Origin of the sequence: Pseudogulbenkiania ferrooxidans 2002 (assembly GCF_000174355.1) — a bacterium.
GTDB classification, from domain to species: Bacteria; Pseudomonadota; Gammaproteobacteria; order Burkholderiales; family Chromobacteriaceae; genus Pseudogulbenkiania; species Pseudogulbenkiania ferrooxidans.
Window position 1 is genome coordinate 163849 of record NZ_ACIS01000002.1, and the last position, 24364, is coordinate 188212.

Consider the following 24364-nt stretch of genomic DNA (forward strand, 5'->3'; position numbering starts at 1 on the left):
AGCATGGATTTTGACACTCTGACCCTGAGCGTCGACGGCCATGTCGCGCAGGTCAGCTTCAACCGCCCCAACAAGGCCAACGCGCTGAACGAAACCATGTGGCAGGAACTCGGCGCCGCCATGACGTGGTGCGATACCGAGCCGGACGTTCGCGCCATCGTTCTTGCCGGTGAAGGGGCGCATTTCTGTTCGGGCATCGATCTGGCCATGTTGCTTGGCGTGCAGCAGACGATACAGGACCCTTGCGAAGGAAGAAAACGCGAGAAACTCCGCACCCTCATCCTGCGCCTGCAAGACGCGGTCACGAGTCTGGAACGCTGCCGCAAGCCGGTCATCGTCGCGATTCATGGAGCGTGCCTCGGCGGCGGCTTGGACATCGCACTGGCTGCCGATATTCGTCTGGCGGCCGCTGACGCCGTATTTGGCGTCAGGGAAGTCGATATCGGCATGGTGGCTGACGTCGGCACCTTGCAGCGACTGCCCGCCATCGTGGGTGAAGGTGTGGCACGGGAAATGGCCCTGACCGGTCGCGAGGTGAAGGCCGAAGAAGCCCAAGCCATTCGCCTGGTCAACCGGGTGCTGCCTGATCGGGCCAGCCTGCAAACCGAGGCACTCTCGATGGCACGGCTGATTGCGGCGAAGTCGCCGCTCAGTATTCGCGGCAGCAAGGAAGTCATGAACTACAGCCGCGACCATTCGGTAGCCGATGGCCTGAACTATGTTGCCACCTGGAATGCAGCCATGCTGCTATCCGACGACATTCAACGCGCAGCCATCGCTGCCATGCACGGCCAGCTAGCCGTGTTCGACAACTGAGTGCGGCTTCTTGATCGGGAAGGCACAAAAAAAAACGGCGCCGAAGGCGCCGTTTTAACTTGCGGGGATCGATTACTGGGCGGCGCTGGCAGCCGGAGCAGCGGCGGCGGCAACCGGTTCGCCACCCACGGTGGAGACCACTTCCCACTTGCCATTCTTGACCTGGTAAACAGTCACCGCGCCGTTCTTGATGTCGCCCTTATCGTCGAACGAAATCTTGCCGGTTACACCGGTGTAGCTGGTCTTGCCCACTTCAGGCAGGTATTTCTTCGGATCGGTCGAACCGGCACGCTTCATGGAGTCGACCAGAACGCGAACGGCATCGTACTCGTACGGAGCGTAGATCTGCACTTCGGTGTTGAACTTGGCCTTGAACTTCTTATCGAATTCGGCAAAGCCCGGCATCTTGTCACGCGGCACTCCGCAGCTGGAAGCCAGTTGGCCTTCAGAAGCATCGCCGGCCAGCTTGATGAATTCCGGAGTCTGCCAGCCATCGCCACCCATCAGTTTGGCCTTGATGCCCAAGCGCTTCATCTGCTTGGCCAACGGGCCAGCCTGGGCGTCCATGCCGCCGTAGAATACAACGTCAGGCTGGGTGGCCTTGATCGAGGTGAGGATGGCGTTGAAGTCGGTAGCGGTGTTGGTGGTGAATTCGCGCTTCACCACGTTGACACCCTTACCCTTGACGGCTTTCTCGAATTCGTCGGCCAGGCCCTGACCGTACGCGGTACGGTCATCGATGATGGCAACTTTCTTGGCTTTCAGACCATCGGCGGCAAACTGGCCGAGAGCGGTGCCTTGCTGCACATCGTTGGCGATAACGCGGAAGGTGGTCTTGAAGCCTTGCTTGGTGTAGTCCGGGTTGGTAGCGGACGGGGAAATCTGGGGGAGGCCGGCATCGGAGTAGATCTTGGAGGCCGGGATGGTGGTGCCGGAGTTCAGGTGACCAACAACGCCGACCACACCGGCGTCGACCAGGCGCTGAGCAACCTGGGTGCCGATTTTCGGATCGCCTTGGTCGTCTTCGGAAACCAGTTCGAACTTGACTTTCTTGCCGCCGATTTCGACGCCTTCGGCGTTCAGGTCTTCGATAGCCAGTTGTGCGCCGAATTCGTTGTCTTTGCCCAGATGGGAGATTGGGCCGGTCATCGGAGAAACTTGACCGATCTTGACAACGGCTTGACCGCTGGCTTCCGCTTGCGGGGCAGAAGCGCCGCCTTCAGCGGCTTTTTGTTCTTGCTTGCCGCAAGCAACCAGCGTGACGGCAGCAGCAGCGATGAGGCTCAGACGAGCGTATTTGTTCATGTTCGATTTCCCCTGATCTTATCTATGTAGATTTAGCGATCTATATGTTTACCGGCAGGTCTATTCTTTTGGAATAGCTTCCAGCTGCGAATGATTATGCGCAGGCACTTTCACCCTGTCAACGAACTGAATGACACAAATCCGACAAAAATAAACGGGCAGGACTCGGCTACTTGGTGGCACCAATACCCCTGGCGCGCAGCAGCCGTTGTTCGGCCGGCTCGGCAGTGCGTGGCTCCCACCCGGCAAGGTTCTTCTCGACCAGGCCCGCCAATGCCGCAATCCATTGCGGGCTGTCGTTAAGACAGGGGACATAGCGGTATTCGCCGCCCCCATGGGTCAGAAAGGTTTCCTTGCCTTCCATCGCCATTTCCTCGAGGGTTTCCAGGCAATCGGAGACGAACCCGGGGCAGATGACGTCGACCCGAGCAGTATGGTTTTTTCCCAACTGGGCCAGCACTTCCGAGGTGTAGGGCTTCAGCCATTCAGCCCGGCCGAAACGGCTCTGGAAACAGACAACGTACTGATCCTTGCCCAGCCCCAGCGCCTCCGCCAGCAAACGCCCGGTCTTTTGACACTCGCAGTGATAGGGATCGCCCTTGTCCAGGGTAAAGCGCGGCACACCATGAAAACTCATGACCAGCTTGTCGGCACGACCATGCCGCTGCCAGTGCGCCCGAACCTGCTCCGCCAGGGCGCGGATATAGCCGGGATCATCATGAAAATGTCGCACCGTGCGCAACTCAGGCATGTTGCGCAACTTCATCAAGGTGCGGAACACGTCATCGAGCGCGGTGGCACTGGAAGAGGCGGCGTACTGGGGGTAGAGCGGCACAACCAGGAGACGCTCCACCCCTTGGCCGCGCATGCCGGAGATGACCTGTTCCACGGAAGGGGAGCCGTAGCGCATGGCGAAGTCGACCACCAGGTTGCGATAGCCGTGCTCACCCAAATAGCCGCGCAACAACTTGGTTTGGCGCTGCGTGTGGGTGAGCAGGGGAGAGCCGTCCTTGCCCCATATCGCCGCGTATTTTTCAGCCGACTTGCGCGGGCGGGTGTTGAGGATGATGCCGTTGAGAATCAGCCACCACAGGGCACGGGGAAGTTCGACCACTCGCGGATCGGACAGGAACTGCTTGAGATAGGGACGCAAGGCCTTGCCAGTGGGCGCGTCCGGCGTACCCAGGTTGAGCAGCAGCACACCGGTCTTGGGGGTGTAGTCGTGCTGAAAGGCGGGTTCTTTGTTGTAGCGGGACATGGCGTGTCCTTAAGGGGTAACAGTAGGCGCAAAAGGCAGTGGACAGAAAAACGGCAGCCGGGTAAAGCGGCTGCCGTCAGGCCGGGGGCATCAGTCGTCCCGCGCGGGGACCAGCACGGAGCGGTTGCCGTTGGTTTCCATCGGCGAGACCAGGCCGGCGCTTTCCATCTGTTCGATCAGGCGGGCAGCGCGGTTGTAACCGATACGCAGGTGACGCTGCACCGAGGAAATCGACGCCTTGCGGGTTTTCAGCACGATAGCCACGGCCTCGTCGTAGAGGGCATCGGCTTCGCCCCCTTCGCCGCCGCCAGCGGCATCGAAGCCACTGCCGTCGTCGCTTTCGGCCTGGCCGGAGAGGATGCCTTCGACGTAATCGGGCTCGCCGGTGGTCTTGAGATACTCCACTACCTGATGCACTTCGTCATCGGCAACGAAGGCGCCGTGTACCCGCAGGGGGTAACCGGTGCCCGGCGGCAGATAGAGCATGTCACCCTGACCCAGTAGCGCTTCGGCGCCCATCTGGTCGAGGATGGTGCGCGAGTCGATCTTGCTCGAGACCTGGAACGCGATGCGGGTCGGGATATTGGCCTTGATCAGGCCGGTGATCACGTCCACCGACGGCCGCTGGGTGGCCAGGATGAGGTGAATGCCGGCGGCGCGCGCCTTCTGCGCCAGGCGGGCGATCAGCTCTTCGATCTTCTTGCCGGCGACCATCATCAGGTCTGCCAGTTCGTCGATGACCACGACGATGAGCGGCAGCGTCTCCAGTGGCTCGGGCGTTTCGGGCGTCAGCGAGAACGGGTTCGGGATCTTCTGTCCGGCCTTGTCGGCGTCCTTGATCTTCTGGTTGTAGCCGGCGAGGTTGCGCACGCCGAGCTTGGACATCAGCTTGTAGCGCTTTTCCATCTCGGCCACGCACCAGTTGAGCGCGTTGGCGGCCTGCTTCATGTCGGTGACCACGGGCGCCAGCAGATGAGGAATGCCTTCGTAGATGGACAGTTCGAGCATTTTCGGATCGACCATGATCAGGCGCACTTCACGCGGGGTCGCCTTGTACAGCAGCGACAGGATCATGGGCGTTGATGGCGACCGATTTACCCGACCCCGTGGTGCCCGCCACCAGCACGTGCGGCATCTTGGCCAGATCTGCCGAGATCGGCTGGCCGGCGATGTCCTTGCCCAGCGCCATGGTCAGGCGCGAGGTGAGGTTCTGGTAGGTTTCCGACCCGATGATCTCCGACAGGCGCACGATCTGACGTTTCGGATTAGGCAATTCCAGACCCATGTAGGTCTTGCCGGGGATGGTTTCCACCACGCGGATGGAGACCAGCGACAGGGCGCGCGCCAGGTCCTTCATCAGGTTGACGATCTGGGCCCCCTTGACGCCCACAGCCGGTTCGATTTCGTAGCGCGTGATCACCGGCCCGGGGTAGGCGGCGATGACCTTTACTTCGACGCCGAAGTCGGCCAGCTTGCGTTCGATCAGGCGCGAGGTGTACTCGACCGTTTCCTGCGATACCGGTTCGGCCTGTTCTTTGGGCGGCTCCAGCAACGCCAGTCCCGGCAGTTCGCCATCACCCGGCGCAGAGAACAACGATTGTTGCACCGGTTTTTGCACCTTGGGGGAGACGGGGATATCAAGCACCGGCGGCTCGATGCGCACCGGCGGTTTTTCTTCAGCTTTTTTCTTTTCGGTGGTGACCTTGTTTTCGCGTTGTTGCGCCACTTCGCGTCCGATTTCGCGGTCCTTACGTGCCTGCCAGGCGTACCACGCCTTGAGGGCGTTCTCTTCGATGGCGGTACCGATCCGCTCCATCAGGTCGAGCCAGGACAGGCCGGTAAACAGGGACAAGCCGATGGCTCCTGACACCGATAGCAGCAACGTGGCGCCTGGGAGGCCAAAGGCGCGTGAAGCCGCATTGCCGAGGAAGTGTCCCAGCATGCCGCCGGCAGCAAGCGGCAGCCGGAGTGCCTTGCCGGCCAGGAACAGGCCTTCCAGCCCGGCGCTGGCCAAAAGCAGCATGAAGAAGCCGGCGATGGCGGCGACGGTCATCGGATTGAGGCGCAGCCCTAGCGTTTCTATTCGCTTGTAGCCCCAACTGATGGCCACCAGACAGAACACCACCACCCACCAGGCGGACAGCCCAAACAGATAGAGCATCAGGTCCGAGACCCAGGCGCCGAAGGCGCCGCCGTAGTTGCGTACCGAAGGATCGGGAGAGCTATGTGACCAGGATGGGTCGTGCGGCGAGTAGCTGGCAAGGATGAGGACGAGGTATACCGCGGCCACCGCCATCAACAGCCACCAGGCCTCGCGCAACAGGCTGACGAGACGGGGAGGGAGCGGGGTCGAATTATTCTTGACGACGGCCTTTCGCTTGAAAAGTCGCATTTTTTCTCTGGGAAGGCGATAACAGTGGGAGATTATAGCCCGAGCCGGCGTGGATTCGTATTGCGGCGTTGAGCCTGCGGCGAGCAGGTCAATGCCTCCGAGCCCAAGCAGCACGGACAGTCATGACATTTGAAACGACGCAGCGGGCACATTGAAGCATGATGCCCGGGCCACCGCCACCCCATTGTTAGACGGAGGAGCGGCGGCGTTCAGACTGCCTATCTATAGACGTGACAGAAAGCAGGGTTCGACACTAGCGCGGATAGATCGCACCTAGCACGCGCGGACCGCGCGCGCCCGTTACGGCTGCCAGATTGCCCGGTTCGCGATGGATCAGCTGGCGCGCCAGCCAGGCGAAGGCAGCGGCCTCGACCTGGTGCACCGGCAAGCCTAGCACGGCAGTGGTGGAGAGTTGGCGTCCCGGCAAGGCTTCGGCCAACCTTGCCATCAGGCGATCGTTCATGGCGCCGCCGCCGCAGACATAGACAGAGGAAGCGGTAGGCGCCCAGCGCTCGACGGCGTCGGCAATACTGACCGCGGTCAGTTCCAGCAGGGTAGCCTGGATGTCGGCCGGAGCCAATTCGGACCCTGCGAGATGGGCATCCAGCCAGGTCAGATCGAACAGGTCCCGGCCGGTGCTCTTGGGCGGTTCCGCGGCGAAAAACGGTTCGGCCAGCAGGCTTTCCAACAGCGTGGCGTCGACCTGGCCGGACGCCGCCCAGCCGCCGCTCTGGTCGAAACGGGCGCCGGTATGGCGATGACACCAGGCGTCCATCAGGATATTGCCTGGACCGCAGTCGAAGCCGATGACCGGCTGCTCGGGGTCGAGCCGGGTGAGGTTGCTGATGCCGCCGATGTTGACGATAGCGTGGGCCTGCTCCGGATGCGCAAACAGCGCCTCGTGGAAGGCAGGCACCAGCGGTGCGCCGTGTCCGCCCGCAGCGATGTCGCGGCTGCGGAAATCGCCACAGACGTCGATGCCGGTGGCTTCGGCCAGACCGGCGAGGTTGCCGATCTGCAGCGTGTAACCGGCGTGTGGGGCATGGCGGATGGTCTGGCCATGACAACCGATGGCGGTGATGTCGGCGGCACTCAGCCCACCCGTATCCAGCACGCCTCGCACGGCTTCGGCGTACAAGCCGGCCAGGGTGTTACCCAGGCGCGCCGCCCGGTCCAGCTCGTTGCCGTCGGCCGGTTGCAAGGCCAGCACGGCGTCGCGCACCAGCGCAGGGTAGGGCACGAAGAAATCGACAGTCACGTTGCAGTTGCCGTCGTCGTCGAAGGTGGCCAGCACCGCGTCGACACCGTCGAGGCTGGTGCCCGACATCAGTCCGATATAGCGTTCAGTCATCAGTCCAGTTGGGCTACCGTTACCGGCAGCTCTCGCAGTAGCTTGAGGTTGGCAGAAAGCTTAACGCTGCTTTGGCGGAAGGCCAAGCGTTGCTGGGCGGACAGGCCCGGTGTCGGCAGCGCGGCGGTGGACGGGTCGACCGCCTCGTTGTTGATGCGCACCTCGAAATGCAGGTGCGGACCGGTGGAGCGGCCGGTGGAGCCGACGTAACCGATCAGATCGCCCGCCTTGACGCTTTTGCCGGCATGCATGCCCGGCGCAAAGCGGCTCATGTGGCCGTATAGCGTCGACATTTTGGCACTGTGGCGGATGACGACGACGTTGCCGTAGCCGTTTTCGGTCTCGGCGGTGGCGACGATGCCGTCGGCCGGGGCGACGATCGGCGTACCGGTGACGGCGGCGTAGTCCACCCCCTTGTGCATGCGCAGCGAGTGCAACACCGGGTGGTAGCGCATGCCGTAACCGGAACTGATGCGCGCACCGCGCACCGGCTGTTCGTTGAAGCCTTTCTTGATCGGATTGCCGTTTTCGTCGTAGTAGGCGCCGGATTCGCTGTCGTGAGCGAAGTAGTAGGCACGGTAACTCTGCCCGCCATGCTCGACCTCGGCTGCCAGCAGGTTGCCGTTGGCGATCGGCGAGCCGTTGAACAGCAGGCTTTCGAATACCAGGTTGATGCGGTCACCCTGTTTCAGACTGGCGAGTTCGAAGCGGTCGGTAAAGATTTCGTTGAGCTGGGCGCGAATCTCTGGCGGCACCCCGGCACGCGACAGGGCCGCACCGACGCCTCCGGACTCGATGTCGATCGAGCGCATCGACTGGATGGTCTGGGTTTCCAGCGGATCGGCACTGGCGCGCCATTGACCATTGGCCTTTTCAATGGCGACCATGACTTGCTCGCCGTTTTCATCGTCGTTCAGGAAACGCAGGCCAAACAGTTCGCCGGCGTCGTTGGTCTGCACCGAGAGTGTCTGACCGTCCTTGAGCTTGAGCAGGTTCTTCGACAGCGGACTGGAATTGAGGAAGCGCTGGGCTTCGCCGTCGCCGACACCGAGGCGGTTGAGCAGCCGCCCGAGGGTGTCGCCGCGCTGGACCTGTTCGTCACGCCAGTAGGGCGTGGTGCTGACACTGGAGGTGTAGACGGGCAAGGCCAGGCGCTGGGTGACGGTTTCAACATCGATGTGCGGCGGTTCGGGCTGATCACCGTTGCCGGCCACGGCAAACGCCGTCACCACGCCGAACAGGGGCAGGGAAGCGGCCAGGCCGAGCCAGCTCAGGCGGTGATTCATCAGGCGATGCACACAACTTTGCGGTAACTTGAGCAGTTTGCGATAATCCATTGTTCTCTAGAGTCTGGGCAGGGAGCGTTTCCTGCCTTGCGTAAATTCAGTATGCCAACGAGAAGGGCCGTTCCAGCCAACCTCGCCTTGGTCCCCCTGCGAACGCGATGAGTTCCGGGGCAAAGCGCGCATACTAACAGATGCCCCCCGCCGGGTGAACCCTAATCTCCAGATAAAACAGGGACATATCGCAACTTCCTGGTGGAGAAACCGGCGGAAATTACAGGTAACAAGGATCACTGAATGACCACCGTTGCACGTCCGGACATTTCCATCGACGACGCTCTCGCCGTCATCAAGCGTGGCGCCGAAGAGGTGCTGATCGAAGCGGAACTGATCGCAAAACTGAAGGAAAACCGCCCGCTGCGCGTCAAGGCCGGCTTCGACCCGACCGCTCCCGACCTGCACCTGGGCCACACCGTGGTGCTGACCAAGATGCGTCAGCTGCAGGACCTGGGTCACCGGATCATGTTCCTGATCGGCGATTTCACCGGCATGATCGGCGACCCATCCGGCAAGAACACCACCCGTCCGCCGCTGACGCCGGAACAGATCCAGATCAACGCCAAGACCTACGCCGAGCAGGTCTACAAGATTCTCGACCCGGCCAAGACCGAGATCTGCTTCAACTCCAAGTGGCTGGGCGAGCTGGGCGCCGCCGGCATGCTGCGCTTGGCGGCCGGTTCGACCGTGGCCCGCATGTTGGAACGCGACGACTTCCACAAGCGCTTCCACGGCAACCAGCCGATCGCCATCCACGAATTCATGTACCCGCTGATGCAGGGTTACGATTCGGTGGCGATGCAGGCCGACATCGAACTGGGCGGCACCGACCAGAAATTCAACCTGCTGATGGGCCGCACCCTGCAGCAGCAGCACGGGCAGAAGCCGCAGTGCGTGATCATGATGCCGCTCTTGGAAGGCCTGGACGGCGTCAACAAAATGTCCAAGTCGCTCGGCAACTACATCGGCATCGCCGAGCCGGCCAGCGAGATTTTCGGCAAGGTGATGTCGATCTCCGACACGCTGATGTGGCGCTACTACGAGCTGGTCTCGTTCCGCCCGCTGAACGAGATCGCCCAGTTCAAGCAGGAAGTGGCCGAGGGTCGCAACCCGCGCGACATCAAGGTGCTGCTGGCGCAGGAACTGGTGGCGCGCTTCCACAGCGAGCAGGCGGCAATCGATGCGCTGGCCGACTTCGAGGCGCGCTTCCAGAAGAACGCCATCCCCGACGACCTACCGGAAGTGACCGTGACCCTCGACGGCGCGGCGATGGCGATCGGCAACGTGCTGAAAGAGGCGCAACTGGTGGCGTCGACCTCGGAAGCGCTGCGCATGATCCAGCAGGGCGGCGTCAAGGTCGACGGCGAGAAGGTGGAAGACAAGGGCCTGCAACTGGACCGCGGGGTGACCGTGGTGCTGCAGGTGGGGAAGAGGAAGTTTGCCCGCGTGACGCTGGCCTGAGAACACGTGAATAAATCTGCTGCGCGTCCCTGATCAGGGCTCATGCGCTGCTCTGAGCGTGCGAATCTCTGGAAGGGATTCGCTCAGCCATGATCCTCATGGACAATGTGACCATTCCGGTTCCTGTGCTGCTCTTCACCCCGCTGAGGGTCGCTCACGACGATTTCTTTCACGCGTTCCGAACCTTCTCATCTTGCGACGCCGCGCCCCTGCGCGGCGTCGTCATTCCCACCTGGATTCCGCTCAATGAAACTGACCCTGATCGTCCCTGGCTTGAGCTGGCTCGACGCCCACGACGGCGCCGAGGTGCTCAAGGGACTGGCGCTGCCGGCGCTGGCGACCTTGCTCGGCCGCGCCCGGATCGACGCCGCGCCAGGCCCCCTGTCGGCACTGACCGCCCAGAGCTTCGGCCTCTCGCATCTCGCCCCGGCACGCCAAGACGCCCTCGCTGCCGGTCTGGATGCCGCCACCGGCCACTGGCTGATCGCCGATCCGGTGCACGTGCGCATCGACCGCGACCGCGCGCTGCTGGCCGACGTCGGGGTGATGAACCTGGCGCAGCACGAGGCCGACGCCCTGGTCGGGAGCCTGAACCGGCACTTCGCCGAGGACGGCATGACCTTCTACGCGCCGCAACCCGGGCGCTGGTACGTTCGGCTGGCCGCTGCCAGCGGCGCCCGCTTCACCCCGCTGATGGATGCGGTGGGGGAGAACATCAACGAGCACCTGCCGGGCGGCAGCAATGGGCTGACGTGGAGCCGCTGGCTCAACGAGATGCAGATGCTGCTCTACACTCACCCCACCAACGATCAGCGCGAGGCGCAGGGCGAGGTGAGCGTCAACAGCGTCTGGCTGTGGGGCGAGGACGAAGCGGGGACCCAGCCGATGACACCGGAGGCACGGCTATTCAGCGACGACCCCACCTGGCAGGGGTTGGCGCGACAGGCCGGGCAGCGCGCCGACAGCGTTCCGTTTGCCTTTGACGCGCTGGCCGAGACCCTGCATGGCGAAGCCTCCGCGCTGGTGCATCTCGACCGCCTGCTCGCACCGGCGCAGTACCGCGACGCCTGGGGCTGGCGTGACACGCTGATGCAGCTGGAGACTGACTGGTTCGCGCCGCTGTTGCCCGCTCTCAAGTCCGGCCGAATCGGCCAGCTCACCCTGACGACGCACGGCCCGGCCGGTTTTTCGGCCAACGTGACCCGTTCCGACCTGTGGAAATTCTGGCGCCGCGCGCGTCCGCTCACTTCGTTCTATCCCGCCGAATGACTCGCATCCAGACCCGCTCCGTCCCGCCCGATCACCACGCCGCGCTGCAGGCACAAGGCATCAGCCCGCTGATGTCGCGCCTGTTCGCCGCGCGCGGCATCACCAGCCATGCCGAACTCGACTGCAGCCTGAAGGCGCTGCTGCCGTTCCAGCAGCTCAAGAACATCGATGCCATGGCGCGCCGACTGGCCGACGCCATCGCCCGACGCGAGCGCCTGCTGGTCGTGGCCGATTACGATGCCGATGGCGCCACTGCCTGCAGCGTGGCGATGAAGGGATTGGCGGCGCACGGCGCCATCGTCGACTTCATCGTGCCCAATCGCTTCGAGTACGGCTACGGCCTGACGCCGGAGATCGTCGAACTGGCGGCGCAGCACCGGCCCGACATCATCGTCACCGTCGACAACGGCATCGCCAGCGTCGCCGGGGTAGAGGCCGCCAAGGCGCGCGGCATCGAGGTACTGGTCACCGACCACCACCTGCCGGGCGACACGCTGCCGGACGCACTGATCGTCAACCCCAACCAGCCGGGCTGCCCGTTTCCGTCGAAGAACCTGGCCGGCGTCGGCGTGATGTTCTACGTGCTGATGGCGTTGCGCGCCGAGATGCGCGCGCGCGGAGCGTTCGGTGACAAGCCGGAGCCCAACCTGGGCGAACTGCTCGACTACGTCGCGCTCGGCACCGTGGCCGACGTGGTGCGGCTCGACCAGAACAACCGCATCCTGGTCGAGAACGGCCTGCGCCGCATGCGCGCCGGGCGCATGACGCCGGGCATCGCCGCGCTGTTCCGCGTCGCCGGGCGCATGGTGCACAAGGCCAACACCTTCGATCTCGGCTTCACGCTCGGTCCGCGCCTGAACGCCGCTGGCCGGCTCGACGACATGAGCCTCGGCATCGCCTGCCTGCTGGCGGCCACCGAAAGCCAGGCCATGAAGCTGGCGCAGGAACTGGACGCGCTGAACCGTGAGCGGCGCCAGATCGAGCACGGCATGCAGGACGAGGCGCTGGCGGTGCTCGCCAGCATCGATCCGGCCGAACGCTACACGCTGGCCCTATACCGCGACGACTGGCACCAGGGCGTGGTCGGCATCGTCGCCTCGCGCCTAAAGGAACGTTTCCACCGGCCGTCCATCGTATTCGCGCCGGGTGACGAGGGCGAAATCAAGGGCTCCGGACGCTCGATTCCCGGCTTCCACCTGCGTGACGCGCTCGACCTGGTGTCCAAGCGCCATCCTGGGCTGCTGCGCAAGTTCGGCGGCCACGCCATGGCCGCCGGCCTGACCATCGCCGAAGTCGATTTCCCCGCCTTCTGTCAGGCTTTCGAAACCGTGGCGCGCGAATGGATGAGCGAGCAGCAGCTGACGCGCACGCTGGAGACCGATGGCAGCCTCGGGCCGCGCGAACTGCACCTGGGTTTTGCCGAGGAACTGGCGGCGCAGGTATGGGGGCAGGGTTTCCCGCCGCCGACCTTCTGCGACCGCTTCCACGTGATGCAGCAGCGCATCGTCGGCGACAAGCACCTCAAGCTGCGGCTGCTCAAGGATGGCCAGGAATTTGACGCCATGCGATTCAACCAGGTGGACTGGCTGCCCGACGAGATCGAGGCGGTGTACCAGGTGGTAGCCAACGAATGGCAGAGCCGCAAGGAGCTGCAGATTTACCTCGACCACTGGCAGCTGCCGGCCGGGCAGGGCGACCGACAGTCAGCCTGAAGAAAACCATGCAAGCCAATGAAACACCACAACAATAACTAGACTCGATCTGACGCGTTCAAGCTCGAATCGGATCGAATATTCCGTCGCAAGGCTTTGCTGTTAAAGAAGAATCTCGGATCGATTGACGTGATGGATTGCCCGGCGTTGGAGGAGTGTTCGATCCATCCTCATAATCTAGCTTGATGAATCAACCCAAGCCACTGATTCAATATCGTTTTTCATCGACCATGGCCGCCGGCCTGACCATCGCCGAAGTCGATTTTCCCCCCTTTCTGTCAGGCTTTCGAAACATTGGTTGGGGCGTGTTTTATGAAAGAATCAGCAGTTGAATCTCGATCCGGAGAAAGAGGAGAGCCCTCGGAGCGCGTCTTCGGCACCCGGGTTGTGTTGTTTGAGGGGAGAAATCAGGTATTGTCGCAGGGATGCATCTCGACGAACTAGACACCGACTCGCGGACGGACCTTCTCTTTCTTCGAGACAAGCGAACAACCTGCGTCTGCTCAAGGATGGCCAGGAATGAGACTCTATGCGATTCAGCCAGGTGGACTGGCTGCCCCACGAGATCGAGGCGGTGTACCAGGTGGTAGCCAACGAATGGCAGAGCCGCAAGGAGCTGCAGATTTACCTCGACCACTTGCAGCTGCCGGCCGGGCAGGGCGACCGACAGTCATCCTGAAGAAAAACATGCAAGCCAATGAAACACCACAACAATAACTAGACTCGATCTGACGCGTTCAAGCTCGAATCGGATCGAATATTCCGTCGCAAGGCTTGCTGTTAAAGAAGAATCTCGGATCGATTGACGTGATGGATTGCCCGGCGTTGGAGGAGTGTTCGATCCATCCTCATAATCTAGCTTGATGAATCAACCCAAGCCACTGATTCAATATCGTTTTTCATCGAATAAGCGCCGTCTCACAAGCCCCGAATCTATCTGAACTCATTTCGACAAGGCACGGATAAACAATGGAAATTATCATCGGACTGCTGGTTGGCCTGATCGTGGGCGGCGCCGCATTGTGGTCGGTACAAAAATCGCGCGCCCAGGCCGAGTACCAACGCGGCCGCGGCGAAGCTTTGTCCGACAATGCGGCACTCGCCGCGCAGCTGAAGGCCTGCCAGATGCAGGTCGACGAACTGAAAGGGCGCGAGCGTGACCTGGCCGCCAAGTTGGCCGAAGCCCGCCAGCAGCTGAGTGATAGCCAGCAGCGCATCGCCAGCTATGCCACCCGTGCCCAGCGCGTGCCGGAGCTGGAACAGGTGCTGGGCGAGCGCGAGCGCGCCATCGAGCAGCTGACGCGCGAACTGCGCGACACCGCGAGCCAGCTGGCGGCGCGCGCCGAGCAGGGGCGTCAGCTGGAAGCCTCGCAGCTTCAGGTGATCAAGGAACGCGAACTGGCCACGAGGTTGGCCGAAGACATCACTCGACTGACTGCACGCGAGCAAGAGCTGGTCACCACGCTCGACAAGGAGCGTCAGCAGACGCGCGAAAAACTGGTGCTGCTCGACGAGGCCAAGGAGGCGCTATCCAACCAGTTCAAGGCGCTGGCCAGCGAAATCCTCGAAGAAAAATCGCGCCGCTTCACCGAGCAGAACAAGGAGAACCTCGGTTCGCTGCTGACGCCCTTGCACGAGCGCATCCAGAACTTCGGCAAGCTGGTACAGGACACCTACGACAAGGATTCGAAGGAGCGCCTGACACTGGAGCAGGAACTGCGCCGGCTACAGGAACTCAACACTCGCCTCAATCACGACGCAGTGGCGCTGACCAACGCGCTCACCGGCGCCAACAGCAAAGCGCAGGGCACCTGGGGCGAAATGGTGCTGGAAAAGGTGCTGGAAACCTCCGGCCTGCACAAGGACCGCGAGTACCGCGTACAGGTGTCCGATACCGTGGAAACCGAGGACGGCAGCAGCCGCCGCTACCAACCGGACGTGGTGATCGACCTGCCGGAAGGCAAGCAGTTAGTGGTGGATTCGAAGGTTTCGCTGAACGCCTACGTACGCTACACGGCGGCGGGCGACGACGTGCTGCGCGAGGCGGAGCTGAAAGCGCACATCGCCGCCATCCGCGCCCACATCCGCACCCTGTCGGAAAAGCGTTACCAGGACCTGTACAAGCTCAACACGCTCGACTTCGTGTTCATGTTCGTGCCGGTGGAGCCGGCCTACCTGCTGGCGGTGCAGCACGACATGAGCCTGTTCAACGAGGCATTCGAGCGACGCATCATGATCGTCGGCCCGAGCACGCTCTTGGCCACGCTGCGTACCGTGGCCAGCATCTGGCGTTACGAGTACCAGAACCAGAACGCCCAGGAAATCGCCCGCCAGAGCGGGGCGATGTACGACAAGTTCGTCGGCTTCGTCGACAGCATGGAAAAGCTCGGCAAGCAGCTCGACACCACCCGCGACACCTTCGGCGACGCCATGAAGAAACTGCAGAGCGGACGCGGCAACCTCATCAGCAGCGCCGAAAAACTGCGCAAACTGGGCATCAAGTCCAACAAGCAACTGGCCTCGCACCTGGCGCTGGAGTCCAGCGACGAAGCCGACGAGGAGTAAGCCGGCGTCAGGCCCGCACCAGCCGGAACCGCTCCCGGAATAGAAACCCCTGCACCAGATCGACCTCGAGCTCGCGCGCCAGCTCGAGGTCCTGCTCCGTCTCCACCCCCTCCAGCACGCACTGCTTGCCCAGCTCGCGCGCGTAGCCCAAGAGCGCCTTGAGCAGTCGCATCCCGGCCGGGTCGCCGCGCCGCGCCAGCCAGGAACGGTCGAATTTGAAATAGTCGACCCCGCCCAACAGCGTCAGCGACAGCATCGACTCCGGGCTGCCGATATCGTCCAGCGCCAGACGCACGCCGTGCGCCTTCAGGATCTCGGCCAAGCGCTGGCTCAGATGCGCCTCTTGCACGCTGGAATTCTCGATGATTTCCACCACCAGCCGTTGCGGCGACTCGAACAGCGCCAGCATCGGATGGCGGCGCTCGTCGCTGACCGGCTGCATGAAGGCATCCGGATCGACGTTCAGAAACAGCAGCCCCTCCAGCGGCGCAGCGGCAATCTGGAAGCGCTTGGCCAACAGCTCGACCTGGAACAAGGTGAAAGGAGAGTGGTGCAGGGCGTCGAACACCAGCTGTGGAGGCAGGGCCGTCCCGTCGCGTCGGTAGAAACGGGCCAGCGCTTAGTGACCCACCGTTGCCAGCGAAACCGTATCGACCAGAACCTGATATTCGGTACCGATGCGCTGGTGCTCTATCGTGTCCAGCAGGACGTCGACGGAGAGATCGGCAGGATGAGAAAGTAGCAAAGTCATAGTGAGAATAATTATTGGTTTTATTTATCGAGATTCTATCCCGTTTCATGATAAAAAGCTCAACAATCCTTGCCGCCAACCGGCCATGGCGAGGGGCTTCCCGCTTCAGCGCAGCGTGTTGACGACCCCGGCGATGCGCCCTGCCAGAACGGCGGCGGCGCAGGCTGAGCGGCAATTCGCCGTGCCCACCGGATTCATGGTCTAGATTTAGACTGTCGCGTGATCGATTGGACCGCCTGCGATGATGAAGCTGTGGCACATCATCATGATCTGGCTCGGACTGTTACTGGGTGGGGCGACTGCGGCCACACCACAACCACCCGTCATGCTAATACCGCTCACCGGCGCCATCGGCCCGGTCGGCGCCGATCACGTCACGCGCAGCCTGGCCCGCGCCGAAAAAGAAGGGGCGCAACTGGTGGTGCTGCAGATGGACACTCCGGGCGGGCTCGACACCTCGATGCGGCAGATCATCAAGGCCATCCTCGCGTCACCGGTGCCGGTGGCGAGTTTCGTCGCCCCCAGCGGTGCGCGCGCCGCCAGCGCCGGCACCTACATCCTGTACGCCAGCCACATCGCCGCCATGGCCCCCGGCACCAACGTGGGTGCCGCCACACCGATCCAGATCGGCATCACCGGCGCGCAGCCGGAACAGCCATCCGCCAGGGGCGGCAAATCCGGCAGCAGCGACGCGGCTCTGGAGCAGGGCGGCAGCACCCAGGACACGCTGACCCACAAGCAGATCAACGATGCCGCGGCCTACATCCGCGGCCTGGCGCAGCTGCGCGGCCGCGACGTCGCCTGGGGCGAACAGGCGGTGCGCGAGGCGGTCAGCCTGTCGGCCGACGAGGCGCTGGCCCGGAACGTGATCGACCTGACGGCGCGCGATGTCCCGGACCTGCTGGTCAAGCTGCAAGGCCGCAAGGTCAGGATCGGACCGGACGAGCGGGTGCTGCACACCGCCGGTGCCGCCGTGATCACGCTACAACCCGACTGGCGCAGCCGTTTTCTCGGCGTCATCGCCGACCCCAGCGTCGCCATGATCCTGATGGTGATCGGCATCTACGGCCTGCTGTTCGAGTTCTCCAACCCCGGTTTCGTCGTGCCCGGCCTGGTCGGCGCCACCTGCCTGTTGCTGGGGCTGTACGCCTTGCAGATGCTGCCGGTGAACTACGCCGGACTGGCGCTGATGCTGCTCGGTCTGGGGTGCATGGTGGCAGAGGCCTTTCTGCCCAGCTTCGGCGCGCTGGGCATCGGCGGCATCGTCATGTTCGTCATCGGCGGGGTGATGCTGATCGATACCGATCTGCCCGGTTTCGGCGTGCCGATCGGCCTGATCGTGGCACTCGCGGCGGGCTCCGGCCTGTTCATCTTCTTCATCTCGGGCATGGCGCTGAAGGCGCGCCGGCGCCCGGTGGTGAGCGGAGAGGTGCGGCTGATCGGGAGTACCGGCGAAATCATCGACGACCTGCAAAGCGAGGGCTGGGCCACCATCAAGGGCGAGCAATGGCGGGTCGAGAGCGCGGTGCCGCTGCGTCGCGGCCAGCGGGTGCGGGTGACCGGCCGCCACGGCCTGATCATGAGCGTGGAGCCTTACGGCGAAACCACGAAAGGAGCGTAGTCATGGCATTCGGACTGGGCAGCGGCGGTGTCATACTGCTGATCGTGTTGCTGATCGCGTCGTCGTTCCGCATCCTGCGCGAATACGAACGCGGCGTGGTGTTCACGCTGGGCCGCTTCTGGAAGGTCAAGGGCCCCGGCCTGATCCTGATCATCCCGGGCGTGCAGCAGATGGTGCGGGTGGATCTGCGCACCGTGGTGATGGACGTGCCGCCGCAGGACGTCATCACCCACGACAATGTGTCGGTGAAGGTGAACGCGGTCGTTTATTTCCGGGTCGTCGATCCGGAGCGGGCGATCATTCAGGTCGTCAATTTTCACGAAGCCACCAGCCAGCTGGCACAGACCACGCTGCGTGCCGTACTGGGCAAGCACGAACTGGACGAGCTGCTGTCCGAGCGCGAACGGCTCAACCTGGACATCCAAAAGGTGCTCGATGCCCAGACCGACAGCTGGGGCATCAAGGTCTCCAACGTCGAGATCAAACACGTCGACCTGAACGAAACCATGGTCCGGGCGATTGCGCGGCAAGCCGAAGCCGAGCGTGAGCGGCGCGCCAAGGTCATCCACGCCGAAGGCGAGCTGCAGGCCTCGGTCAAGCTATTGGAAGCAGCGCAGATGCTGGCGCGCCAACCGCAGGCGATGCAGTTGCGCTACATGCAAACGCTCACGCAAATTGCCGGCGACAAGAGCTCGACCATCGTGTTCCCCATGCCGATCGACCTGCTGTCCAGCCTCGGGATCACGCTTCCCAAGCAGGGCGACGGGCAGCACTGACGAGGAGCCGCCGTGCGACCGACTCTGATAGACAAGAACGTCGCTGCACTACCGGTGTTACCCAACCTGGGCGATCGCGGCGCGGTATGCCGCACGTTTTCCTGGGACGACGAGCGGCGCGAGCTGGCAGGGCTTCCCGGAGGCGGGCTCAACATCGCGTTCGAAGCGGTGGACCGCCACGCCTTGAGCGAGCGGGCCGGGCACACCGCGCTGCGCCTGCTGTCGGCCGACGGCCGCCGCCGCGACATCCATTACGACGAGCTGCGCCGCCTCAGCAACCGCTTCGCCAACGTCCTGACCTGTCTCGGCATCGGCCGCGGCGACCGGGTGTTCGTGCTGTGCGGACGACGCCTGGAGCTGTATCTCGCGGTATTGGGTAGCTTCAAGGCCGGCGCGGTGGTGTCGCCGCTGTTCTCCGCCTTCGGCCCGGAGCCGATCGCCACCCGGGTGCAACTCGGGCAGGGGGCGCTGCTGGTGACCACCACGTCGCTCTATCGCCGCAAGGTGGCCGCGATGCGGGCGCAGATGCCGTCGCTACGCCAAGTGCTGCTGGTCGACGACGAGGGGGCTTCGGCCAACCCTTCCACGCCCGATGAGCCCGGTACGCTCGATCTCGGCCGGCTGATGGCGGAGGCCGCCGACGAGTTCGCCATCGTTCCCACCCGGCCCGACGACCCGGCGCTGCTGCACTTCACCAGCGGGACCACCGGCACCCCCAAGGGGGCGCTGCACGTGCACGGCGCGGCGCTCACCCATTACGTCACCGGTAAGTACGCGCTCGACCTGCATCCGCAGGACATCTACTGGTGCACCGCCGACCCCGGCTGGGTCACCGGCACCTCCTACGGCATCATCGCCCCGCTGCTGCACGGCGTGACCAGCATCATCGACGAGTCCGAGTTCGACGCCGAACACTGGTACCGCGTCCTGCAGGAGGAGCGGGTGAGCGTGTGGTACACCGCGCCCACCGCGATCCGCATGCTGATGAAGGCCGGGCCGGAGCTGGCGCACCAGTTCAGCTTTCCCGCGCTGCGCTTCATCGCCAGCGTCGGCGAACCGCTCAACCCGGAAGCGGTGTGGTGGGGCGCGGACGAGCTGGGCCTGCCGATCCACGACAACTGGTGGCAGACCGAAACCGGTGGAATCATGATCGCCAACACCGTGGCGATGCCGATCAAGCCGGGCTCGATGGGCAAGCCGCTGCCCGGTATCGAGGCCTGCATCGTGCGGCACCAGCCGGACCGGCCCATCGAGGTGCTGAACGACGTGGATGCCGTCGGCGAGCTCGCGCTCAAGGCCGGCTGGCCGTCGATGTTCCGTGGCTACCTGGGGCAGGACGAGCGCTACCGCAAGTGTTTTTCCGGCGAGCTTTACCTCACCGGCGACCTGGCGCGGCGCGATGCCGACGGCTATTACTGGTTCGTCGGCCGTGCTGACGACGTGATCAAGTCATCCGGCCACCTGATCGGGCCATTCGAGGTGGAAAGCGCGCTGATGGAGCACCCGGCGGTGGCCGAAGCCGCGGTGATCGGCAAGCCCGACGAGATGGTGGGCGAGGTGGTGAAGGCCTTCGTCTCGCTCAAGCGTGGCGTCGAGGCCAGCGAGTCACTGCGCGCCGAGCTGCTCGGCCATGCCCGCAAGCGCCTGGGGGCGGCAGTGGCGCCGAAGGAGATCGCCTTCCTGCCGACGCTGCCACGCACCCGCAGCGGCAAGATCATGCGCCGCCTGCTCAAGGCGCGCGAGTTGGGGCTGCCGGAAGGCGATCTGTCGACACTGGAGGAGGGCGCATGAGCCAGCCGAACCCAGCAGGCGCCGAGCTGATGCTGCCGCCGGGCCCGGTCCCCACCGCCCCCGTACCGTTCGCGCCGGAGCTGGCGCTGGGCCTGTTGCGCGACATGCTGCGCATCCGGCGGCTGGAGGAAAAAGCGGCCGAGCTGTACGGCGCCGGCCAGATCCGCGGCTTTCTGCACCTCTACATCGGCGAGGAAGCGGTGGCGGCGGGCGCGATGCGCGCGCTGGCGCCGGAGGACACCGTGGTCGCCACCTACCGCGAGCATGGCCAGGCGCTGCTACGCGGGGTGTCGATGCGCGCCATCATGGCCGAGATGTTCGGCAAGCAGGAAGGCTGTTCGCGCGGGCGCGGCGGCTCGATGCACCTGTTCGATGCCAAGGCACGCTTCTTCGGTGGCAACGCCATCGTCGCCGGCGGCCTGCCGCTGGCGGTCGGCCTGGCGCTGGCCGACCGGATGCAGGGCATCCGCCGCGTCACCGCCTGCTTCTTCGGCGACGGCGCCGTCGCCGAGGGCGCCTTCCACGAGTCGATGAACCTGGCCGCGCTGTGGCAGTTGCCGGTGCTGTTCTGCTGCGAGAACAACCTCTACGCCATGGGCACCGCGCTGCCGCGCGCCCAGGCGCAGACCGACCTGTGCCGCAAGGCCGCCAGCTATGGCATCGCGGCCCGCGCCGTCGACGGCATGGACGTGGTGGCGACCTACCCGGCCGCGCTCGAGGCCGCCGACACGGTGCGCGCCGCGCAGCAGCCGTTTTTCCTCGAGTTCCAGACCTACCGCTTCCGCGCGCACTCGATGTTCGACCCCGACCTGTATCGTGACAAGGCGGAAATCGAGCACTGGAAGGAGCACGGACCGATCCACACCTACACCGCGCGCCTGAAAACCCAGGGCAGGTTGGCCGAAGAGCAGTTCCTGGCGCTCGACGCCGAGGTCGGGCGCGAGGTGGACGACGCCGTGGCGTTTGCCGACGCCGGCCACTGGGAGCCGGTCGCCGACCTGCTGCGCGACGTCCAGACTCCGAGTGCCGGGAGCGCGCCATGAGCCACACCAGCTACCGCGAAGCCTTGCGCGAGGCGATGCGTGACGCACTGCTGCGCGACCCGCGCGTGTTCCTGATGGGCGAGGACGTCGGCCGCTACGGCGGCACGTATGCCGTGTCCAAGGGCTTGCTGGCGGAGTTCGGCCCCGAGCGCATCCGCGACACGCCGCTCTCCGAGCTCGCCTTCGTCGGCGCCGGCATCGGCGCGGCGCTGGGCGGGCTGCGCCCGATCGTCGAGGTGATGACGGTCAACTTCAGCCTGCTGGCACTGGACCAGATCGTGAACACCGCCGCCACCTTGCGCCACATGTCGGGCGGGCAATGCTCGGTGCCACTGGTGATCCGCATGACCACCGGCGCCGGACGCCAGCTCGCCGCGCAGCACTCGCACAGCCTGGAAGGCTGGTACGCCCACATTCCCGGCATCCGCGTGCTGGCGCCGGCCACGCTGGAAGACGCGCGCGGCATGCTGTGGCCGGCGCTGCAGGACCCCGACCCGGTGATCCTGTTCGAGCACGGCCAGCTCTACAACGTGGAAGGCGAGTTGGCCGAAGACGTCGAAGTCGATATCCATTCCGCCCGGGTGCGGCGCAGTGGGCACGACGTCACCCTGATCGCCTACGGCGGGCTGCTCGGCAAGGCGCTGGACGCGGCGGAGCAACTGGCGCAAGAGGGCATCGAGGCGGAGGTGATCGACCTGCGCGTGCTGCGTCCGCTCGACGACGCCACGTTGCTGGCATCGCTGCAAAAGACGCACCGCGTGGTCGTCGTCGACGAGGGCTGGAAAAGCGGCAGCCTCGCCGCCGAGGTGGTGGCCCGCCTTACCGAGCAGGCGTTCTACGAGTTCGACGCCCCGCCCGTGCGGGTGTGCAGCGCCGAAGTCCCCATTCCCTACGCCCGCCACCTGGAAGAGGCCGCGCTACCCCAGGTGGCCACCATCGCCGCGGCGGTACGCACCGTCTGCGGAACCTAACCGGAGAGTCGCCATGGATGACGTCGCACGCCAGCGGGTGCTGGAAGTGATGAATACCCACAACATCTGCACCATCGCCACCGTCCGCGAGGACGGCTACCCCCAGGCAACCACCGTCGCCTACGTCAACGACGGCCTGACGATTTACCTGTGCTGTGACGTGCACGCCCAAAAGCTGCGCAACATTCGGCTCAACAACAAGGTCTCGCTCGCCATCGACCATGACTACACCGACTGGCACGAGATCCGGGGGTTGTCGCTGGGCGGCACTGCCGAAGAAGTGCAAGACCCGGACGAGATCGAGCAGGCCCTCGACCTGATGCAGACCAAGTTCCCGCAAATCACCGACATGGGCCCGGTGGAAAGCATGGCCAGCGAGCTGGCGGTGATCAAGGTCACTCCGCAGGTCATCTCGCTGCTCGATTACCGCCAGGGCTTCGGCTACACCGAGTACCTGGAAGTGTGATGCCACTCAAACCCACCCGGCACTAATGGAAAGGCCGTCCATGATCGAATTCAAACTGCCCTCGCTCGGCGCCGACATGGACGAAGGCAAGCTGCTGGAGTGGAAGATTCACCCCGGCGACACGGTCAAGCGGGGCGATATCGTCGCCATCGTCGATACCGCCAAGGCCGCCGTCGACGTGGAAAGCTGGGTCGACGGCACCGTGCGGCAACTGCTGATCGACATCGGCGACAAGGTGCCCGTCGGCACCCCAATCGCGCTGCTGCTGGCCCCGGGCGAAACGGCAGAGAACGCCGTCCTGCCCGCCAGGGGCGCCGAGCGCCGCCGCATCTCGCCGGCCGCGCGCAAGCGTGCCGGCGAGCTTGGCGTCGACCTCGCCAGCCTCAGCGGCTCGGGAGCGGAGGGCGCGATCACCCTGCAGGATGTCGAGGCCAAGGCGGTGGCAACCGCCACCCCGGCGCCCGATCGCGGTGCCGAGATGCGCCGCGCCATCGCGGCGGCGATGAGCCGCTCCAAGCGCGAGATTCCGCACTACTACCTGGCCGACACCATCCCGCTGCGGCCGGCCCTCGCCTGGCTGGAGCGGCGCAACGCCGAACTGCCCGTCACCGAGCGCCTGCTACCCGCCGTGCTGCTGCTCAAGGCGGTGGCGCTCGCCACGCGCCGCTACCCCGAGATGAACGGCCACTGGATCGACGGCGCCTTCCACGCGGCCCCTGCCGCCCACCTCGGCGTGGCGATCTCGCTGCGCCAGGGCGGCCTGATCGCCCCGGCCCTGCACGACGTCGCCGCCAAACCGCTCGAGGTCCTGATGCACGAACTCACCGACCTGGTGCAGCGGGCCCGCGCCGGATCGCTGCGCAGCTCCGAGATGGCCGACCCGACCCTGACTGTGACCAATCTGGGTGAGCAGGGCAGTGAGTCGGTGTTCGGCGTGATCTATCCGCCGCAAGTCGCCCTGGTCGGCTTCGGCAAGGTGATGGAACGGCCATGGGTGGAGCAGGGCCAATGCGTGGCCATGCCGAGCGTCATCGCCAGCCTGTCCGGCGACCACCGTGCCAGCGACGGCCATCGCGGCGCGCTGTTCCTGGCCGAAATCCGCCAGCTGCTGCAACAGCCGGACGCCCTCTAACCGCTGCAACGCCGACTGGAGCCCGCCATGGACCGCGCCCACCTTCGCACCCTCGTGATCGACTCGTTACGCAAGATTGCCCCGGAAGTGGAAGAGAGCGCGCTGCGCGACGACCGCCCCTTGCGCGACGAGGTCGACCTCGACTCGATGGATTGGCTCAACTTCATCATCGGCCTGCACGAGCGCCTTCAGGTCGACATCCCCGAGGCCGACTATCGCCAGCTGGTCTCGCTCGACGCCGTGCTCGACTACCTCGCGACCCGGTTGCGTGATGCCCCGACCGCCTCACCGCCCCGTGACAGCGAGCCCTGATCCCGGCCCCGACGCTACGCCAGCGCAACACA

20 protein-coding genes and 1 pseudogene are annotated in these 24364 nt (G+C 64.4%); 15 read left to right on the forward strand and 6 right to left on the reverse strand.

Features of this window, described 5'->3' with window-relative positions; genetic code table 11:
* The first annotated feature begins 3 nt into the window (after positions 1–3).
* Complete coding sequence (locus FURADRAFT_RS03530; RefSeq protein ID WP_008952734.1) at positions 4–816, forward strand: crotonase/enoyl-CoA hydratase family protein; 813 nt, start codon at positions 4–6, stop codon at positions 814–816.
* A 72-nt stretch (positions 817–888) separates the two neighbouring features.
* Here FURADRAFT_RS03530 and FURADRAFT_RS03535 read toward each other — a convergent pair whose 3' ends face one another.
* The 5 genes and pseudogenes from FURADRAFT_RS03535 to FURADRAFT_RS03555 all read right to left on the reverse strand — a co-directional run bounded on the left by FURADRAFT_RS03535 (position 889) and on the right by FURADRAFT_RS03555 (position 8459).
* On the reverse strand, positions 889–2121 hold the full coding sequence (locus FURADRAFT_RS03535; protein ID WP_008952735.1) for a branched-chain amino acid ABC transporter substrate-binding protein: 1233 nt from the start codon (positions 2119–2121) through the stop codon (positions 889–891).
* Positions 2122–2290: 169 nt separating this feature from the next.
* Positions 2291–3379: a ferrochelatase gene (hemH, locus tag FURADRAFT_RS03540; protein ID WP_008952736.1), complete on the reverse strand. Its 1089-nt coding sequence runs from the start codon at positions 3377–3379 to the stop codon at positions 2291–2293.
* 90 nt (positions 3380–3469) lie between these two features.
* A pseudogene (locus FURADRAFT_RS03545) lies at positions 3470–5771 on the reverse strand (DNA translocase FtsK).
* A 253-nt stretch (positions 5772–6024) separates the two neighbouring features.
* Positions 6025–7122 carry an anhydro-N-acetylmuramic acid kinase gene (locus tag FURADRAFT_RS03550; protein ID WP_008952739.1) on the reverse strand — a complete coding sequence of 366 codons (1098 nt, stop codon included), beginning with the start codon at positions 7120–7122 and terminating at the stop codon, positions 6025–6027.
* Positions 7122–8459 (reverse strand): M23 family metallopeptidase, encoded by a 1338-nt coding sequence (locus FURADRAFT_RS03555; RefSeq protein WP_008952740.1) that lies wholly within the window; start codon positions 8457–8459, stop codon positions 7122–7124. Before FURADRAFT_RS03555 ends, FURADRAFT_RS03550 begins: the two co-directional genes overlap by 1 nt.
* A gap of 243 nt (positions 8460–8702) precedes the next feature.
* Between FURADRAFT_RS03555 and tyrS the strand changes: the two genes are divergently transcribed.
* The 6 genes from tyrS (at position 8703) to rmuC (ending at position 15469) form a co-directional block, all read left to right on the forward strand.
* Entirely contained in the window at positions 8703–9923 is a 1221-nt protein-coding gene (tyrS, locus tag FURADRAFT_RS03560) for a tyrosine--tRNA ligase (protein WP_008952741.1), read from the forward strand.
* 246 nt (positions 9924–10169) lie between these two features.
* Entirely contained in the window at positions 10170–11192 is a 1023-nt protein-coding gene (locus FURADRAFT_RS03565) for a hypothetical protein (protein ID WP_008952742.1), read from the forward strand.
* Entirely contained in the window at positions 11189–12904 is a 1716-nt protein-coding gene (gene recJ, locus FURADRAFT_RS03570; protein WP_008952743.1) for a single-stranded-DNA-specific exonuclease RecJ, read from the forward strand. Before FURADRAFT_RS03565 ends, recJ begins: the two co-directional genes overlap by 4 nt.
* A gap of 185 nt (positions 12905–13089) precedes the next feature.
* Complete coding sequence (locus FURADRAFT_RS20680) at positions 13090–13236, forward strand: hypothetical protein (protein WP_160165305.1); 147 nt, start codon at positions 13090–13092, stop codon at positions 13234–13236.
* Positions 13237–13433: 197 nt separating this feature from the next.
* Complete coding sequence (locus FURADRAFT_RS20415; RefSeq protein WP_008952744.1) at positions 13434–13583, forward strand: hypothetical protein; 150 nt, start codon at positions 13434–13436, stop codon at positions 13581–13583.
* Between the two features lie 290 nt (positions 13584–13873).
* A complete protein-coding gene (gene rmuC / locus FURADRAFT_RS03575) occupies positions 13874–15469 on the forward strand; it encodes a DNA recombination protein RmuC (protein WP_008952745.1) in 1596 nt (531 codons plus the stop codon).
* Between the two features lie 7 nt (positions 15470–15476).
* Here rmuC and FURADRAFT_RS03580 read toward each other — a convergent pair whose 3' ends face one another.
* On the reverse strand, positions 15477–16085 hold the full coding sequence (locus FURADRAFT_RS03580; RefSeq protein WP_201441926.1) for an EAL domain-containing protein: 609 nt from the start codon (positions 16083–16085) through the stop codon (positions 15477–15479).
* A 376-nt stretch (positions 16086–16461) separates the two neighbouring features.
* Between FURADRAFT_RS03580 and FURADRAFT_RS03585 the strand changes: the two genes are divergently transcribed.
* Genes FURADRAFT_RS03585 through FURADRAFT_RS03620 form a run of 8 tightly spaced genes read left to right on the forward strand, consistent with a single transcriptional unit; the run spans position 16462 to position 24332 of the window.
* Positions 16462–17841: an NfeD family protein gene (locus tag FURADRAFT_RS03585; RefSeq protein ID WP_008952747.1), complete on the forward strand. Its 1380-nt coding sequence runs from the start codon at positions 16462–16464 to the stop codon at positions 17839–17841.
* Positions 17842–17843: 2 nt separating this feature from the next.
* Complete coding sequence (locus FURADRAFT_RS03590; RefSeq protein WP_008952748.1) at positions 17844–18617, forward strand: slipin family protein; 774 nt, start codon at positions 17844–17846, stop codon at positions 18615–18617.
* Between the two features lie 12 nt (positions 18618–18629).
* Complete coding sequence (acsA, locus tag FURADRAFT_RS03595; protein ID WP_008952749.1) at positions 18630–20408, forward strand: acetate--CoA ligase; 1779 nt, start codon at positions 18630–18632, stop codon at positions 20406–20408.
* On the forward strand, positions 20405–21451 hold the full coding sequence (gene pdhA, locus FURADRAFT_RS03600) for a pyruvate dehydrogenase (acetyl-transferring) E1 component subunit alpha (RefSeq protein ID WP_008952750.1): 1047 nt from the start codon (positions 20405–20407) through the stop codon (positions 21449–21451). The genes acsA and pdhA overlap by 4 nt, the downstream gene beginning before the upstream one ends.
* Positions 21448–22422 (forward strand): alpha-ketoacid dehydrogenase subunit beta, encoded by a 975-nt coding sequence (locus FURADRAFT_RS03605; protein WP_008952751.1) that lies wholly within the window; start codon positions 21448–21450, stop codon positions 22420–22422. The genes pdhA and FURADRAFT_RS03605 overlap by 4 nt, the downstream gene beginning before the upstream one ends.
* Positions 22423–22435: 13 nt before the next feature.
* A complete protein-coding gene (locus tag FURADRAFT_RS03610) occupies positions 22436–22888 on the forward strand; it encodes a pyridoxamine 5'-phosphate oxidase family protein (RefSeq protein WP_008952752.1) in 453 nt (150 codons plus the stop codon).
* Positions 22889–22928: 40 nt separating this feature from the next.
* Positions 22929–24020 carry a dihydrolipoamide acetyltransferase family protein gene (locus tag FURADRAFT_RS03615; RefSeq protein ID WP_008952753.1) on the forward strand — a complete coding sequence of 364 codons (1092 nt, stop codon included), beginning with the start codon at positions 22929–22931 and terminating at the stop codon, positions 24018–24020.
* A gap of 54 nt (positions 24021–24074) precedes the next feature.
* A complete protein-coding gene (locus FURADRAFT_RS03620; protein ID WP_236261523.1) occupies positions 24075–24332 on the forward strand; it encodes an acyl carrier protein in 258 nt (85 codons plus the stop codon).
* The last annotated feature ends 32 nt before the right edge of the window (positions 24333–24364 follow it).